At 58.3% G+C, this 17,772-nt stretch carries 10 protein-coding genes; 7 read left to right on the top strand and 3 right to left on the bottom strand.

From position 1 onward, the window contains the following. Positions 1-23 precede the first annotated feature (23 nt). The 7 genes from Pan97_RS14985 to Pan97_RS15015 all read left to right on the top strand — a co-directional run bounded on the left by Pan97_RS14985 (position 24) and on the right by Pan97_RS15015 (position 13,753). The gene (locus tag Pan97_RS14985; protein ID WP_144973872.1) at positions 24-2,453 is read left to right on the top strand and encodes a BatA domain-containing protein; all 2,430 of its coding nucleotides are present in this window, start codon (positions 24-26) and stop codon (positions 2,451-2,453) included. Between the two features lie 10 nt (positions 2,454-2,463). Continuing rightward, positions 2,464-4,938, top strand: coding sequence for a hypothetical protein (locus tag Pan97_RS14990; protein WP_196782110.1), 2,475 nt, complete (start codon positions 2,464-2,466; stop codon positions 4,936-4,938). Beyond that, a complete protein-coding gene (locus tag Pan97_RS14995; protein ID WP_144973874.1) occupies positions 4,935-6,608 on the top strand; it encodes a DUF4175 domain-containing protein in 1,674 nt (557 codons plus the stop codon). Before Pan97_RS14990 ends, Pan97_RS14995 begins: the two co-directional genes overlap by 4 nt. Next, positions 6,605-10,237, top strand: coding sequence for a hypothetical protein (locus tag Pan97_RS15000; protein WP_144973876.1), 3,633 nt, complete (start codon positions 6,605-6,607; stop codon positions 10,235-10,237). Before Pan97_RS14995 ends, Pan97_RS15000 begins: the two co-directional genes overlap by 4 nt. Before the next feature lie 61 nt (positions 10,238-10,298). Then, positions 10,299-11,330, top strand: coding sequence for an AAA family ATPase (locus tag Pan97_RS15005; RefSeq protein ID WP_144973878.1), 1,032 nt, complete (start codon positions 10,299-10,301; stop codon positions 11,328-11,330). Between the two features lie 30 nt (positions 11,331-11,360). After that, on the top strand, positions 11,361-12,269 hold the full coding sequence (locus Pan97_RS15010; protein ID WP_144973880.1) for a DUF58 domain-containing protein: 909 nt from the start codon (positions 11,361-11,363) through the stop codon (positions 12,267-12,269). A 308-nt stretch (positions 12,270-12,577) separates the two neighbouring features. After that, positions 12,578-13,753, top strand: coding sequence for a helix-turn-helix domain-containing protein (locus tag Pan97_RS15015; RefSeq protein ID WP_144973882.1), 1,176 nt, complete (start codon positions 12,578-12,580; stop codon positions 13,751-13,753). A 171-nt stretch (positions 13,754-13,924) separates the two neighbouring features. On the opposite strand, the gene Pan97_RS15020 is transcribed toward Pan97_RS15015, so the two are convergent. The 3 genes from Pan97_RS15020 to Pan97_RS15030 all read right to left on the bottom strand — a co-directional run bounded on the left by Pan97_RS15020 (position 13,925) and on the right by Pan97_RS15030 (position 17,663). Then, entirely contained in the window at positions 13,925-14,650 is a 726-nt protein-coding gene (locus tag Pan97_RS15020) for a 3-keto-disaccharide hydrolase (RefSeq protein WP_144973884.1), read from the bottom strand. 55 nt (positions 14,651-14,705) lie between these two features. Beyond that, positions 14,706-16,061 (bottom strand): Gfo/Idh/MocA family oxidoreductase, encoded by a 1,356-nt coding sequence (locus tag Pan97_RS15025; RefSeq protein WP_144973886.1) that lies wholly within the window; start codon positions 16,059-16,061, stop codon positions 14,706-14,708. Positions 16,062-16,226: 165 nt separating this feature from the next. Beyond that, the gene (locus Pan97_RS15030) at positions 16,227-17,663 is read right to left on the bottom strand and encodes an aldehyde dehydrogenase family protein (RefSeq protein ID WP_144973888.1); all 1,437 of its coding nucleotides are present in this window, start codon (positions 17,661-17,663) and stop codon (positions 16,227-16,229) included. Positions 17,664-17,772 lie beyond the last annotated feature (109 nt).

A 17,772-nucleotide genomic window follows, 5' to 3' on the forward strand; every position in this document is an offset into this window, starting at 1 on the left:
ATAGCCCCCAATACTCATCCCCTATGTTTCCCTATTTCGTAGCCTCTGGATTCGCGATTGCCGGCGCCATGATGATGGCCGGTCCGGCGCTGATTCACTTGATGAATCGGAATCGCTATCGCACCATCCACTGGGCCGCGATGGACTTCCTGCTCGAAGCGATGCAGTCGAACCGACGGCTGCTGCGAATTCGCGACCTCTTGCTGATGGCACTCCGGGCGCTGGCGCTGCTGCTGTTCGGTTTAGCACTCGCCCGTCCTTATTTCACCAGTACCGATTCCGCGCTGCCAGGGACCTCGAAGCCGCCGCACGCGATTCTGGTGCTCGATAACAGCATGAGCAACTCGCTCGAATCGATCTCAGGCTCCGCCTTCGAGACCTCTCGCGAGCAGGCCAAGCAGTTTCTGGAAAAGCTTCCCTCCGCGAGTCAAATCTCGGTGGTTGCACTTTGTGGTGCGCAGTCGCGCCGCATTACCGATCCGTTTACTTCCCGCACCGATGCCGCCGATGCGATTGACAAGATCGTCGCCACCGATGGCCCTGGCGAACTGACCCACGCGCTAAATCAGGCCCGCCGACTGGCCGAGCAGACGCCGTCTCTTTCTCCCTACGTGGTCGTGTTCGGCGATCAACAGGCATCGCAGTGGCAACGTCTGGCTCGCGGCAATCCGCCTGAGGAAGAGATGCCGGTGATCCTGGTCGGCACCGATGCCAGCACGCCTGGCAACGCCTGGGTAGAAGAGTTCGGCCTACCGGATGGCATGGCCGAAGTCGGCATGCCGACCCGCATCGTGGCCCGCGTTCGCTACCAGGGGGATGAACCCCGATCGAACGTGGCGATCTCGTTCAAAGTTCGCGACAACGAAGTCGAGACCAAGTTCGCCGACTTCCCGGAAGGAGATTCGGTTCAAACGCTGGCGTTTGATTACGTCTTCGACGCGATGGAAGTCGACCCGAGCCGCATGTCTTCGATTCCCTTGACCGTATCGCTCGCCGGCGACGCCTTGCCGGCCGATGACTCGCGTTCGCTGGTTGTACCGCTGGTGGCCTCGACTCCCGTTGTTTTCATCGACCAATGGAGCGATTCGGAAGAGTCCCCGGCGTTAGGACGACTCGGCGAGACATGGGTTCTACGGCAACTCTTGTGTCCGCAAACCGAGTCGAGCCGCGAAGAGCAGCACCTCATTCGTCCGATCCACCTTTCTCAGCGTGAAGCCGAAGGAGAGCCGCTGCGTGCGGCGTTAAGGGAAGCTCGCCTGGCGGTGGTGGCCGGCATCGAGTCCCCTTCGGTCGAACTGGTCAGCATGCTTCGGTCGTACGTCGAGCAAGGGGGCCAACTGGCGATTGCCGCCGGTGGAGACTTCGATCCACATGCCTGGAATGATGTCGCCTGGCAAGGCGGTCAGGGCATTCTTCCCAAACCGCTTCAGCCCAACGCCGTCGGCCAGAGCTTGAGCGAGTTTTCCGATGACCTCCAACCATTCCGCATCTCAGGCAAGGGGCTGCTCGACCACTCTTACTTCCGCCTGGCCGACCTGGAAGAAACGCAACTGATTGATCTCTACACCGATGCGCTCTTCTTCAAGACGGTCGTGCCCACCGATGAAGACGACTCGCAAGCCGCTGCAAACCAGGCCGGCAACCTGCCGCCGTTGGAAGAAAAGTGGCTCTCCTGGACGCCGCCTGTCTCGACGATCGAGCGGTCAGGCGACAACGCCGAAAACGTGACTGCAAACATTCCTGCCACCACCATCGCCCAGTTCGATAACGGCGTCGAGTTCGTCGTCGAGCGGCACGTCGGCTCAGGCCGGATTGTTTTTTTCAGTTCCGGCATCAGTTCCCAGTGGTCAACCCTGCCGAGCACCAACGCGGTATTGATCTTCGATCGCGTCTTGCGAAATCAACTGGCATCGACCTTCCAGCGGTACAACTTCGCCGTCGGCGAAACGGCTTTGCTGCCGATTCCGCCAGGCGTGGGTGACTCCAGCATTCAACTGATTGCCCCGGACAGCGGCATCGTCAGCTCGGTTTCTCCTCGCTTTTTGAACGAGGAAACGCGGGGCGTGCTGATCGACAACCTCGATTCGGCCGGCATCTATTGGCTGTCGGACCGAGAGCCAACAGATGCCTCCGGCGACGCGGTCGAAGCACGCTCGCAGTTCCGCATTCCCATTAGTGGGACGTCCACGCCGTGGGAATCGCAGTTGGCACGGCTCGACCCAGATCAGTTCGCCAGTCTCAACTTGCCGCCGCAATATCGCTGGCAGGATAGCGCGCAGCTGATCGGAGGCAGTGGTCTGCCGATGTCCGGCCATTCGTGGTGGCAATGGTTGATCGCGCTGGTCATCGTTTTACTGATTGTCGAAATGACCGTGGCGGCAATGCCGTCGTGGTTGGCCTGGATCGTTGATCGACGTTCTGGCTCGCAGTCGGCCCCTTCGGCCTCATCGTGATTGAAACGGAATGATTTCAAAAGTAATAGGTTGGCTTCTCGGGATTAGCGACGTCGAATCGGTCGACGGCGTTAGCTTCTCGTTCGCTGCGCCCTGGGCGGCGGTCGATCCAACCTGGCTGCTAGTCGGCTGCCTGGCGGCGATCGGTTTCGCGGTCTGGTATTACACACGGATTCAAACGGGACTCAGCCGGTTGCCGGCCGCCGCCTTAGCCGCGACCCGGGCCCTGATTCTGGTGATGCTGGTCGTTACCCTGGCCGACCCTACCGTTCGCCTGACCGCCAACCGCATGCTGAAACCCGTGCTTTACCTGGTGTTCGACGGCACCGAAAGCATGAACATTCGCGACAACCTCACGCCCGATGAGTTGTCGGCTCTGAGCAAAGCCGTCGGAACGGAAGGAACCGGTAGCCAGGCCGCTCCCCCTGCCCTGACCCGACAGCAATGGGTGAAAGCGTACTTGGAAAAAGCGGACGACAACCTGATCAACCAGCTACGTGACGAACACGATTTAGAGATCGAGTACTTCGTCTTCGACGGTGAATCGACCAGCGTGGCCCGCCGCGTGAGTGCCAGCAACGATGACGAGCCATCCTCGCCCCAAGCGGTTGCCGCCGAACTGACCACCAACGGCAAAGTAACTGCCCTGGGTGAATTGATCACCGACCTCGGTAACCAATCTTCCAGGCGACTGGGAGGCGTGGTGATGTTCAGCGACTTCGCCCACAACTCCGGTACGGCTCCGCTTGGTTCCAGTGGACACAACGATCCGACGCCACTCGATCGACTGGGCGTTCCTATTTACCCCATCGGAATCGGTGCCGTCTCGACGCGTGACCTGCAAGTCGAGATCCAGCCTCCGCTGAAGATGAAAAAGGCAGAACGCTCCACCATCACCGTTCGCGTCAGCCAGTCTGGTGCCGAAGGGGAATCGGCCCAGGTCACCGTCACCGCGCGTCCCATGCAGGGCGAGTCGGTCGTGGAACCAAGCGGCCAAGACATCATCGTCGGTACGCAGGCAGCCGTATTCGATACGTCGATCCAATACCTCGAGTTTCCCTTCATTCCGCAGCAGTCGGGCCGTTTCCTGATTTCCGCCTCAGTTGATGTGTTACCAGGGGAAGTCAGCGAACAGAACAACCAGTCGTCGCGAGCCGTCAATATCGTGGACGATTACATCCGCCTGACGTTCATCGAGAACGAGCCGACCTGGGAATGGCGTTTCGTGAAAGAAGTGTTCCACCGTGACCGCCTGGTCGGCATGGAAGGTTTCCGTACCTTCCTCCGTTCGGCTGACCCCAAAGTGCGTCAGGCGAATGAAATGTTCCTCCCCACCCTCACGCCGCAGCGAAGCGAGTTCTTTGCCAACGACGTGATCTTCCTGGGAGACGTTCCCTCGGAGGCGCTCAACGAACGGTTTTCGCGTATGCTCAAGCAGTTCGTGGGGCAATTTGGCGGCGGCTTGGTAATTGTCTCCGGTCCCAACAATGGTCCTTCCGAGCTAATCAATACCGAGATCGCCGACATGCTGCCGGTGAAGCTCGATCGATCCCTTTCCATCCGCGCGTCAAAGCCGTTCCGCATGGAGATCACGCCACTGGGGAAACAGGCCGACATCATGCAGTTAGGAGACAGCAGCTCGGTCGATCCGCTGAAGCCGTGGGAAAACCTGGGGGAACTTCCCTGGTATCAGCCAGTGCTCGGCGTTCACTCGCAGGCCAATGTCCTAGCTCAACATCCGACCGATGTGTGTGCCGACGGCAAAACGCCACAGCCGCTCATCGCGACCCGGCGCTACGGCAACGGCGAAGTCATCTACATCGGCTTCAACGAACTTTGGCGGCTCCGCCGAATCCATGGCGAACGTTACTATCGCCAGTTCTGGTCGCAGATAATTTCGCGACTCGCGTTGAGTCATGCCCTGGGGAGCCAGAAGCGTTTCGTCCTTTCGATGGACCAGCCGGAATACCAGGTTGACGACCGGGCTCTGCTGACGGTGGAAGCTTACGACGAAAACTTCGATCCACTCACCATGGATGACCTGCCAGCCGAAGGACTTCAGGCTCAGGTCTTTTTGGGGGACGAGCCTGGCGTCCAGCCGTCGCTCATCCAGCTAAGCGAGTCGCGACCTGGCCGCTTTGAGGCCCGCGTCCCGGTTTTCGAGGCCGGCAGGTTCACCGCACGCGTCTCGGATCCGATCAACGGATCGCCCAGCGAAATTCGCTTCGACGTCGTCGGCGCCACCGCCGAACAACGTAACCCGGCTCGAAACCTGGCACTTCAAAAAGCAATGGCCACCTCAACCGGTGGCAAGTCGTACGAACTTCAGGACGCCGGTCAACTGGTCGACGACGTCAAGCTGGAACCGGTCGTCGAGGAAATCTCACGCAGCTTCCCGATTTGGGGAACGCCGCTATGGTTCATTGTCGTGGTGACTCTATTGATGGCGGAATGGATTGCCCGAAAGCGAGCGAACCTGGCATGAGCACCTCGAAACTTAGCAGTCTGAAAACGCAATTGCGTCGACTAAGAGATGCCCGCGACCGCGTGCGCGTGGGTCTGACGCTGACGTCCGCTATCTTTTGGGTCACCGGCACACTGTTGGTTTGGTTCACGTTGGACTTCAGTCTGAACTTGAACCCACTACACCGCGGCCTGATGATGCTGGTGAGCGTTCCTGTTCTGGCTTATGGCCTCGGAAATGCGATTTCCGCCCTGCGTGGCTGGGGAGCGTCGATCATCGACACGGCGATCTCGGTCGAGCACACCCACGGCATCGATGGCGACCTGGTTGCCGCCATTCAGTTTGAACAAGGTCAGGCCATCGGATCGTCCGAACTGCAAGCAGCCGTGGTCGACTATGTCGCGGAACTGAAGGACGAGATCGACATCTTCGAAGGATTCGATTCACGCCGGCTACCCAGTCGGTACTTCGTCGTTGGGTTGATCGCGATACTGTTCGCCGCGACCTATGCTTTCGCTCCGCGGCACGTTTCCGCGTTCTTCGAGCGGCTGACGTTGGCCAACGTCAACTATCCCACCAAAACGTTGATCAGCTCCATTTCAGTCAATGGCCAAGAGGTCGATCTGAGCGATCCGACCAAGCCGATCCCGATCGGCTATGGCAGCGGTCTCGAACTGACGATTGCCTGCCAAGGCGTCTTGCCGAAGACGTGTCGCGTGACGCTCGAAGATGAAAAGGGAGAATCGACGTCGGCGACCCTCGAGTCCACCGATGACGATCGCGGCGAGTACGTTTACGCGATCCCACGACTGATTCAACCGATTCAGTACCAGGTTTTCGCCGGCGATGCCGTCAGTCCGGTGCTCAATATCGAAATCATCACCTTGCCGGCACTCAAGGTTGAGCTTGCTGCGACTCCGCCCGACTACGCGAAGAACATTCAGTTTGCCAACAGTTCCTCCTCGACGCACATTGCGGTACTGGCTGGAAGTGACGTGTCGTTGCAGGTCGTGGCCGATCGCGAGCTGAACGCTCCGCAGCTGACCCTTCTGCGCGGCGTATCGCAATCGGTAAGCAAGCTTTCCCCGGTCGCAGATGCGAAGAACACCTGGCAGCTTGATCGGCAGCAGGCTTCACTCGCGAACATTCAAGAAACGGTCACCTACCAGCTCAGCGCGGTCGACAAGTTCGGCTTGTCCCCGGCGTCGCCGATTCGAGGAACGATTCGCGTGGTGCCCGATCGGATTCCCAGCGCTTCGCTGCAAACGATTCACCATATCGTCCTGGCGACCGCATCACCGGTGGTTCGCTACCGTGCGTCGGATGACTTTGGCTTGGCGAACCTGGCCTTTCAGCTGAAGATTCATCACGGTCAGACGGCCCCCCGCGTGGTGGAAGTTCCCCTCAAGACCTTCGCCGCGAATCAGCCTCCGCAGACTTCACTGGAAGGGGAATTTTCCCTTGATCTTTCCCCGTGGGCATTGGAAGTGGGTGATCGCGTCGAAGTGACGCTCCTGGCGACCGACTTTCGCGATAACGCCCACGAGATGCCAGGGCAAAGCGATCCGATTAATCTGGAAATTGGTGACGAAAGCACGGTCTTGGCTGCCATCGCGGAAGCCGACAAGCAATCGGAACAGATGCTGAGCGAGTTGATCCAACAGCAATTAGGCTTGGGAGAAACCCAATGATACGCTCGATTTTTGCCAGCTTGATTTTAACCTTCGTCATGACGGCCGGTGCCGTGCTGCCGCCAGAGGCGACTGCGCAAGACACCGACGTCAACCTTTTGCGCCGCAAGCAGTACGTCCAACAGCAAGCCCAGGCCCTGACGCGGCAGTTGGTCTCGCAGGTGCTCGATCTTCAGGCAGCCCAGCTCAAGCAGAACGGCCTGACGGAAGTTCCGATCTATGCCGACATCCTGCAGATGCGGGAAAACCTGGACGAGCTGATCCGCAACGAGATGCAGGGCGTCGTTCAGAAGCTGATCCTCGCCCAGGAAGTTCAAGGACAAGAACGGGTGACGGCGATCACCGAGGCACGCGACGAAGTCCGCAAGGTGCTGCTCACCTTGATGGCCGAACGTCAGCGACTTTACCGCCGGATGCGGCTGGCTCGCTTGAACGCTCAAGTGCGGGAACTGATTGCCGTTCAGGAAACCGTTTCCGACCAAACCCGAGGTCTGCCGCAGTTGCCGATGGAATCGCGCGACGCCGCCGCTTTGGCGAATCTGTCGCGCCAGACCGATGCGGTCATGATGTTCCATCACCTGGAAGAAGCCTTGCTCGACATGCGCGGCTGGGGTGGATCGCTGGCCAACTCGGCCATCGCCGGGCAGCAGATATTGAAAGAAGAAAACGCCTCGGAAGAAGTCCAAGGAGCGCTGACCAGCATTCGTGAAGGGCGATACTCCGGCGCCAGCGTCCATCAGGATGCGTTCGTGGCCGCCCTATACAAGATTCTGGAAGATCTGCAAAAGGCCCAAGGCCTGGCCGACAATAGCCTTGAATCGGCAATGAACGAGATCGAGAAGCTAAAGGACGAACAGGAGACCGTCAAGGAAGAGACCGCCCAAGCCGAGTTGACCCCAGAGAAAGCGGACGAACTCTCGCAGAAGCAGGAATCGATTCAGAAGAAGCTGGAAGAACTCGCCAAAGAAATGACCAGCCAGCCAGAGAACGTCAAGCCGCTGGAGGAAGCCAGTCAGTCGGCCGCCGAAGCCGTTGCCGAGCTGTTTGAAGCCGATCAAGAAGCCGCCGTGGAAAAGCAGGACGAAGTGCTGGCCAAGCTCGAAACGCTGAAAGACCAGCTCATCGAACAGGCCGTTCCCCCCAACGTTGCCAGCGCCGACGAGCGTGTCGAGCAGATCGCCGCTTTGGAAGAAGCGAAGCAGGATCTGGAAAAAGCACTCGAGAAACAGACCAGCGCCGAAGAGCAGTTCGAGAAGAACCCCGAGAACGCCAACGCGGTCGCTCAAATGCAACAGGAAGCGAAGCAAGCTTTGGAGGAAGCGGCAAAGACGGAGAACCTTCCCGATGCCGTCAAACCGATGATCGCCGAAGCGAAAGCCAGCGCCAACGAGGCCGCGGCCGCCGCCGAACAAGCGACCTCGGACAATCAGGAAGAGACCGCCCAAGCCCAGGAAAACGCTACCGATGCGACCCGCCAGGCGCTGGAGAACGTTGCTTCCACGCTTGCCGATGCCAAGCGTCAACAACTAGCGACCAAGATCGGTGAATTAGCCCGAGCGGCCGAGGCCCTCGATCGGGCAGCCGCCGCACAGCAAGAGATCTCACGAGACGCGGCCAAGGTTGCCAACGATCCGCAGCAAGGCCAAAACCAAGACATGGAGGCGCTGGCCGAAACGCAAAGCGACATCGCCGCCGTGGCAAACCGCGTCGCCGAGGGGACCAAGAATACGGCTCCCCAAGCAGCCGACGCATTGAAGCAAGCCCAAAGCCAAATCGACAAAGCCAGCGAAGCCGCCAAGCAAATGGCCAAGCCGCAGCAGTCGCCGGAAGCGACCGGCAAAAAAGCTCAAGAGCTTCAGGCCCAATCGCGCGAAGCGCAACAGAAGCTGAACCAGGCCGCCAAGGCCCTTCGCGAAGCCGCGAAAGAAGCTGCCAATCAGTTAGCCCAAACCGCAGGCGAGCAGCTCGATCAGATCGACAACGTCGACGACGCGCTAGGATCGATGCCCCAGCAGCAGGATCCTGCCGGAGCCCAGGCCCAGATGGAAGCCTTGGCGAACGAGGCCGGGATGATCTCGCCCGAAGCGGCCGCCCGGCTGCGAAAGCCACCGGAAAACGCTGCTGGCCAGAATGAAATGGCCATGAACGATGCCAGCGGACAGAATTCCCCAATGAACGCAAACCAAGAGGGAAACAACCAGGAAGCTTCTTCGGATGCGAATGCTGGCGAGAATTCGGCTTCCCCCAGCAGCGGTGAGGCTGGCAATCAGCCGGAAGCTTCCACAGAGGGCCAATCTCCCATGGCAAACAGTCCGATGGCCAATACCCCCGTGGGCGTCGACCCCCAAACGCCGATGGGCAACAGCCCTACCAGCGGTGAGTCTCAGGCACCGACACCTCAGCAGCGACAAGAACAGGTACAACAAGCTCGTGCCGAGTTGGCGGGGCGTCGTCAGCCGATTGCCGCCGACAAAAAGGCCGCCGAAGAGATCGCCACCCTGTTGGATAACCTCGCCGGTTCGAGTGAGAAGATTCAACAGCTTTCCGAGCAGTTCATGGCCAACAATGCGGAAGCTGCCGCAGCCGAGGGCAATATGGGCGAAACACCCGAAGGTGCCGCCGAGGGTGCTGCGGGCGAGCAGCCGATGCCGTCCGGAGAAAACGTCGCCGATAACGCCGCCGATTCGGCGAGTGAGGGAGACGCGGGTTCAGAGGCCAGTAAGAACCCAGTTGCCTCCCAACTTGCCGAATCGATGCGGCAATTTGCCAATTCGCAGCGTAAGGCCACGCAGCTTGCCGCCAACGCGGCCCAGCAAGGGCAGATCGCCAATCAACCGGTTCGCGAAGCTTTGCATACGGCGTCGCGACTGCCGGTGCCTATGTCACCCATGAATAATACGCCGGCAGAAGGTGCCATGGGTGAGCCCGCCGACGCCGCCGGTTCGCCTGAACCAGGGGATCTCGCCGGCGAGCCAGGACAAGAATCAGGCAGCCCTGCCGAAGGTTCCCAGGGATCACCGATGCCAGGCAGTCAGTCACCGCAAAGTGGCAGTCCCTCGCAGATGGCTTCGCAGCAATCTCCATCGCCAGGCAGTCCCGCACAACCACCTCAATCGGCGGAAATGGGGAATTCGATGGTTTCCCCCACGCCACAGGTAACTGCCCAGGCACTGGCCGGGGCCGAGGTGATGGAGTCGCTCTGGGATCAAATGCCGGAACTGATCGCCGATGGGCAGATCGAAGGCAACCAGGTCGCTTCGATCGACCCGCTGGGCATGTCTGCCCCGGCATCGGCAATGCTCGACAATCCCAGCGCTTCACAGCCAGCATCGCCGACTGACGCCTTGGCTCAGAATGCAATGCAGGGGCAACCCACAAGCAGTCAACCATCCAATTCCCAAGCGAGCACTTCCACCGAGGCTACCGACGGTAAAGAAGCCAACGAGGGAGAAAGTGCTTCGTCCGGAGCAACCAGCAACAGTAATCCCGTAGCTCGCTCGTTTGAGAAAGAGCCGTGGTTCACGAAACTTCCACCCGGCGTTCAGCAATCGATTCGGGCCAGCGTGCGGCGATCGCCTCCGCCTGGTTACGAAGAGCGACTTCGCCGTTACTTCGAGAACGTCGACTAAAAGGCGCTCCTCCTATTCCTTCAAATCAAAACCATCGTCCTTCGAGTTGAGGCACCCAGTTATGGCATCCGATCCGATTTCCCAAAGCGACGTCGCCGCCGTCCAAGAATGCGAAAACGCCTATGGCAAGCTTCGCGACGAATTGGCCAAGGTAATCGTCGGTCAGTCCGACGTGATCGAGCAAGTTCTCGTCGCCATGTTCGCTCGCGGGCACGCGCTACTTGAAGGCGTGCCAGGCCTGGCGAAGACGCTGCTGGTTAGCTCGCTGGCCGAATCGCTGCACCTGAGCTTCAAACGAATTCAGTTCACGCCTGACTTGATGCCCAGTGACATCACCGGCACGGAGATCATTCAGGAAGATCTGGAAACCAAGAAGCGTCGCTACGAATTCCTGGAAGGCCCGATCTTCGCCAACCTGATTCTGGCCGACGAAATCAATCGTACGCCACCCAAAACCCAGGCGGCCATGCTGGAAGCCATGCAGGAACGCCAGGTGAGTGCCGGCGGAACGATTCGTAAGCTGCCCAGCCCCTTCTTCGTGCTGGCCACCCAGAACCCTCTGGAACAGGAAGGGACCTACCCGATGCCGGAAGCCCAGTTGGACCGCTTTCTGCTTCATATTCGGGTCGATTACCCCAGTGGTGCCGAAGAGTGGGAAATTGCTCGCCGCATCACCTCCGGTGCCCAGGAACAAATTTCCTCGTGCATGAGTGGTGAACAAATCGTGCAGTTTCAAGATCTCGTCAAACGCGTACCCGTGAGCGACCAGGTGCTGGGTTATGCCTGGGCCCTGATTCGTGCGACACGCCCCGGAGCGCCCGAAGCTCCTTCTTTCGTCAATCAATGGGTGGCTTGGGGGGCCGGGCCGCGTGGTCTATTGACGCTGGTGACCTGTGCCAAAGCACGAGCCATTTTGTACGGCCGTTATCACGCGAGCATCAGCGACGTGCAAGCGATGGTCAAGCCGGCACTGCGGCATCGCTTGGCGGCCAACTACTCGGCCCAGGCCAACGGCTACACCAGCGACAAGCTGATCGAAATGCTATTGGAAGAAGTCTCGTCCGAGAAAACCTACGCCTGCCCGGCAGCCTAAGTTGTTCCGTTCGATTGAAAAGGTGTGCCAGTGAATAGCGGCGTTCTATCCCGATATCTCGACTACGAGTTTCTTCGCCAACTCTCTGGGCGTTCCCTGGAACCCCGGGGGCTGGTGAGCGGAAACCTGGCCGGTGCGCACAAGTCGCCGTCGTCCGGGTTTGCGGTCGAGTTTTCAGGACACCGCGAATACGTTCCCGGTGACGACCCCAAACATATCGACTGGCGCGTCTACTTTACGCGCGACAAGTACTTCATCAAGCAGTACGAAATGGAGACGAACTTCGTCTGCCATTTGATGCTCGATATCAGTAAGTCGATGCGATACGGCGAAGAGGCTTCGCAGAAGATGCTCTTCGCTTCGCGGCTGGCGGTCAGCCTGGCACATAGCATCGTTCGCCAGGGAGATAAGGTTTCGTTCACGACGTTCGATACGAAGATTCGCGGGCACATTCCGGCCAGCAATGCTCTGCCCCAGATCATTCGGATGTCGCAGCATCTCGACGAAACGGATGCCGACGACACCACCGATTTGCATGCCTGCTTGTCCGAGTTCAGCCAACGGATGGCGCGGCGGGAAATCGTGATGATCTTCAGCGATTTCTTTGGCGACCTTGAGACACTGGAGAACGCGATCCAGAGGATTCGTTTCAACAAGCATGACGTGGTGCTGGTGCAAGTCATTCACGATCACGAGTTGAACTTCAACCTCGATGGAATGACCCGCTTCGTGGGACTGGAAATCGATGCCCAGCGCATTGCTCAACCAGCAGACATCCGGTCGGCATATCTGAAAGCGGTCAGTCGCTTCAATGCTGAGCTTGCGGACATTGCTACCCGCAACAACTGCGATCATGTCTTGGCATGCACCAAGGAGAACCCGGGGGCCATTTTCTGGGAATACCTCAACCAGCGAAGCCTGCAGAATCGCCGCATCTAGATCGCGGCGAATTTTCTCGAAAGTTTTTCTTTACTTGCCGATCCATCGTTTTTCGGGCAATTAAGCCATACGACGGGAATTCCTAGACCCTCAAAGGGTACTTTCGGGGACTTTTTGCCTAAGGGTGCAGAAAGTCACGTTGACATCAAAGGCAAGATAGTCATCATTAAGGTAACGTACGATGGCGGTTACGTCACCGGTTCTCAGGATGCTTGCAAGCGGCAACGCGTGATGCAGTCTTCCTGGGGAAGATTTTACTCTGTTAATTCTAAGATTAGGTAGAGCATAAAAACGCTCGGAGAATCACGATGAAATTCTCGTTTCGCCTTGCAGAATTGCTGAATCACTCGCCAGATCCTAAGAAACGTCCTGGCACCATTAAAGCGATCTGCGACTTCACCGGATTGGATCGCCATCAAGTTTCTTCCCTGCTAAAGAACGAAGCGAAGTACATCCCGCTATCGGCGCTTGCCCAGGTGTGCGACTTCCTGATTAAGCATGGCTACGCCGAAGCGAACCAGCTTCCCGGCGCGCTATTCGCCGTCGAGCCAGAGAACTTCTGGGAACTGCTGGCCCGGCGTAAGCGGGTCGAGATGTGTCTTGGCATCCGTGCCGACGAAAACTGGGCTGAGGGTGCCTGGGTGGTTGCTTCCGACACGATCCTGCAGGGGCAACTGCTCACCGGTATTTCCACCCTGGGTGGTACGGCCAAGTATCGCCAGCAAGACATGCCTCGCGACATGGTCTCGCTCAGCGGCGACGGCTACATGATGCGTGACACGCCTATTCCTCAGCCGGAAGACCTTTTCCAGACGCTTGTCTGGGCTCCGGGTCAGGCCGAGGACGAAGAGGTGCATCGCCGCGGTCATGAAGTCTATTCCAGCTTCCAAGCCGTCGATGGCGACAAAGCTTTGATCAGCCTGGGAAGTATTCGTAGCAATCCGGTGATCGAGTTGGGACTCGCCAGCGCGTTCAATACCGAACCGTTCATCAGCCAGGATGAAGTCGAAGATCCGAGCCAGCGAGCCATTCCGATCTATCTTCGTCACCGCGAAAAGAACGCTCAGTTTCCTGGTTCCTGCTGCGGCGGCGACCAGTTGTCCAAGAGCTACGCTCCCGAGACGCCTGGCTTCTACTACGAAAAAGAAGACGGCAGTTGGGGCTGCTGCAAGTGGGACGAAACCACCTACGAGCCCGCCTACCTGATCTACGTCTATCACGAATCGCAAGGGCGTCTGGAAATGATGCTCGGCGGTTACTCAGGGCGTGGCACCCGACTGCTGGCCAAGACCCTCTCGAGCCGACCGGAAGAATTCTGGCCGCCGGTTTACACTGGCAATGGAACGCAGATTGGCGCTTATGTCATTCAGTACGAACTGAAGAAGCAGAAGAAAGCCCGCAGCGTGCTGGTCGCCGACTATTCGGCCACCACCAAGATCATCCCGATCGACCCAAAGGCGATCCAACGACGTCTGACCATCTAGAGCGGTTCCAATTCATCTGTAGCGTCTTTGGCTGGCTGCGGCCGCGCCGGACGCCACACCTAACTTGGAAACGCTCTAAGGCCACACGCGTTGCCAATCCCAAAAAAGAAAGGCCGTCCATGGTTCAGATCATGGACGGCCTTTTTCATTATGTTTCGGATTAGATTGCGACTACGGAAGTTCGCGAATCTTCAGGCCGCGGAACTCGACCGGCGATCCTTCCGATTCCAGGCACAAAAAGCCGGTCGCTGGCGAGCATCCGGTGCCGCCGGAGACTTCCTCTCCGTTGACCCACAGACGAACTTCTCCGTTGATGGCCCGAACGTAGTAGTGATTCCACTCGCCGGTTCCCTTGCTGAGTTCCTTGGTAGGAAAACTGCGTGCGCCATTGGGTGCGGTCGGAGGAAACGGGGTCATCTTGGCCGCGCCAACCGGAAAGACGTCGCCGTGGCACGTAAACCAATCGGCTTTACGATTGCCACCTTTTTCGTACTGCTCTTTGTAACCCAGATCGAGTACCTGGACTTCGATTCCCTGCGGCAGCCCCGGTCCGGTCAGTTTTTCGAGCGAGGACGGAATGGTCCAGACGAAGATGCCGCTGTTGCCGGCATTCTTTAAATGCCGCCACTGGCAGACCAGCTCGAAATTGGTGTACTGCTTCACGCTGCGCGTTACGCTGACCGGCTTGCCGGTGCACTCGATCAAGCCGTCCTCGTGGAAGGTCCATGTATCGTCGTTGCTGTTGACTTTGGTGAAGTCATCTTTGCCCAACGAAACCCAGCCTGGTCCTTCGCCGTTGACGAAGGCCTTGGTAACGGGTTCTTCCGCGCGGAGGTTCGTCACGCCAGCGGTGGTCAACACCGCGGCGATGACCAGGGTTAACAGTCGAATCTGCATTACTTCAATCCTTAAATAGGTTTGTAGGTTGTCGGTTTGTTTCAAGGTGTCGTCGCTAGATGCTCCAACCTTCACGATACGATTTCGTCAGCAGCTTGGCAGCCTCCGGAGCATTGGTAATCTGAAAATTTTCAGCATCCCACTCCAGCTTCTTTCCTGCCCGATGGGCGACGTTTCCGAGAAGGTTATGCTCGATCAGTGGCCCGGAGTAGCTGAAGTTGCAAAGGGACTCGCCGCCGGTCTTGGCCGCGTGAAGCCATTCCGCATAGTGACCTTTGCTGGGCAGGATTCGATTCTCAGGGGCTGCGTAGTCTTTGAACTTTTCGCCTGGCGACAAGACCAGCTTGCCGTAGTCGGCCACCAGAATTCCAGACTCGCCAACGAAAGCGACACCGATGCCCCATTTGCTGATATCAGTATCACTACCTACCAACGGTTGCAGATACTCGCTGCGACGCTTCATCCCTTCCGGACCGTGATACCACAGAACCTTCGTCGGTTTGGTCCAATTAGCATTCCCCTCGCGGGCCGGATGCTGCCAGGTAACGACCTGCCAGGGAGGACACGCGATCGGATCGGCTGCGGGGCCTTCTGATTGGATCGACGTCGGGTACTTCAGATTCAGCGCCCAGAACGGAAGATCGATCAGGTGGCTCCCCATATCACCCAGCACGCCGTTGCCAAACTCCCAGCGGCGATTCCAATTCAGGTTGCCACCTTTCCAATACGCCCCGTTGTAGGGACGCATCTCGGCAGGTCCGAGCCAGGTTTCCCAGTTGAAGCCCTCGGGAATCGGTTCTTCCGGCAGAACCGCGGGAGCAACTGGATTGATCGTCCGGCTACACCACACATGAGCTTCGGTGACCGGACCAATCGCCCCAGCGGCAATCAGTTCCACGACGCGTCGATAGTTCTCGGTCGCGTGAATCTGCGTTCCCATCTGGGTTGCCAGCGAGCCCTTCTTTTCCGCGTAGACGTTTTGCATCTGCCGGGCTTCTTCGACTGTGTGAGCCAAAGGCTTCTCGCAGTAGACATGCTTACCGGCCTTCATCGCGGCGATCGAAGCCAAAGCATGGTGATGGTCTGCCGTACTGACGACGACGGCATCGACTTGTTTGTCGGCAATCACTTCCCGCCAGTCGCTGCATGTTTTGGCCTGAGGATAACGCGACTTGGCTTTTTCCAGAACCTCGGGATTGGTATCGCACAGGGTGTAGATGTTCTCGCCAGCGACGCCACCCGTGTTAGCGGAGCCTCGTCCGCCAGCGCCAATGATTCCGATGTTCAATTTCTCGCTAGTAGCCGTCTCTTGCCCGCTGACATGCAAGACAGGTCCCAGTGCTAATGCTGCGGCGGCGGTCGCGCTGGAAGACTTCAGGAACGAACGGCGATTGAACCTGGGCTTGGTCATGAGAGTTCCTTGAGGTGGGATAGGTGGGTGGGAAGTCAGGCGAACCGAATTGAGCGCATTACTTTAGATTAAATGGCCCGAGATATCGCCTTTGTGCCCATCATAAGGCGTACGCCCTCTCAAATTAAGAGATTCAGGGGGAAATTCCCAAAATTGAGTTCCAGATTAATCTGGCACCGAGCGGATGACCAGATTGCGAATCTCGGTCATGTCATGCATGGCAAACCGAACCCCTTCTCGGCCGATGCCACTCTCTTTGACGCCCCCGTAGGGCATGTGATCGACACGCCACGAAGGAACGTCACCGATGATCACGCCGCCAACGTCCATCGTGTCCCAGGCCTTCATGATCTTTTGAATGTCGCGGGTGAAGATACCAACCTGTAATCCGAAATCGCTGTCGTTGGCCATCGCCAAAGCTTCGTCGAAGGTATTGAAGGGAGCCACCACGGCGACTGGTCCGAAGACCTCCTTAGCGCAAACGGCTTCGCTCTGAGGGACATCGGCCAATAGTGTTGGCTGCACCAGGATGCCATCACGGGTACCTCCGACCAGTACTTTGGCACCGGCCTTCTTGGCGGACTCAATCCAGGCTTCGATCCTTTCGGCATCCGACGACGAAATGATGGGACCGACGAACGTTTCCTTATCCATCGGATCTCCCACTTTCAACTTCGAGACTCGGTCGCACAATAGTTTCACCGTGGCGTCGTAGACGCTGCGGTGGATCAAGACGCGTTGAACGCTCACGCAGCTTTGCCCTGATTGGTAAAACGCCCCGAAGACAATTCGCTGCACGGCGTCTTCCAGGTTGGTCCCTTCATCGACAATGCAAGCCGCGTTACCACCCAGTTCGAGCGTGACCTTCTTCTTGCCAGCTTTAGCCTTGAGGCCCCAACCGACGTCTTGCGAACCCGTGAAACTCAGCTTTTTGAGCCGATCGTCGGTGACTAGCAAGTTGGCGGCGTCGCGGCTGGCCGGGAGAATCGAGAACGCCCCTTCCGGCAGATCAGTCTCTGCCAAGATCTCACCCACCAGCAGCGCTCCGATGGGCGTCTTACTGGCCGGCTTCAAGACGAACGGGCAGCCGACCGCCAGAGCAGGCGCGACCTTGTGAGCCACCAGGTTCAACGGAAAGTTGAAAGGGGTGATAAATGCGCATGGCCCGATCGGCACACGTTTCCACATGCCGCGATATCCTGCGGCCCTGGGGCTGATATCCAACGGCATGACCTCGCCCAGCATCCGGGTCGACTCTTCCGCGGCGACACGGAACGTATCGATCAGCCGCGTCACTTCTCCGCGACTGTCTCCGATGGGCTTGCCTGCCTCCACGCAAAGGGCCTCGGCGAGTTCTTCGCTACGCTGCTGAAAACGCTGAACGCAATGGTTGAGAACCGCCTGGCGGTGATACGACGGCAACTGGGCCATTGCCGGCGCTGCCTGATCGGCAGCGGCAATCGCCTTTTCCATCAACCCAGCGTCCGCGAGAGGCACCCTGGTGGCGATGCTTTGACGGAACTTATCCTCGACGTTTAAATCGAAGTTGGGGGTCACTGGCTGATTGGCAAGATAAGCGGGATACTCGTTGCGAATTGACATAAAGCCCTCATGAATGTGCATGCGCTTGCACTGGATTTCCTGTTCCTTTTCCCCATCCTACGGCTTCCCCCCAAGAGAAAGTAGTTGAGGTTAATTTTAGTCCACAGAA

This window comes from Bremerella volcania (genome assembly GCF_007748115.1).
GTDB classification, from domain to species: Bacteria; Planctomycetota; Planctomycetia; order Pirellulales; family Pirellulaceae; genus Bremerella; species Bremerella volcania.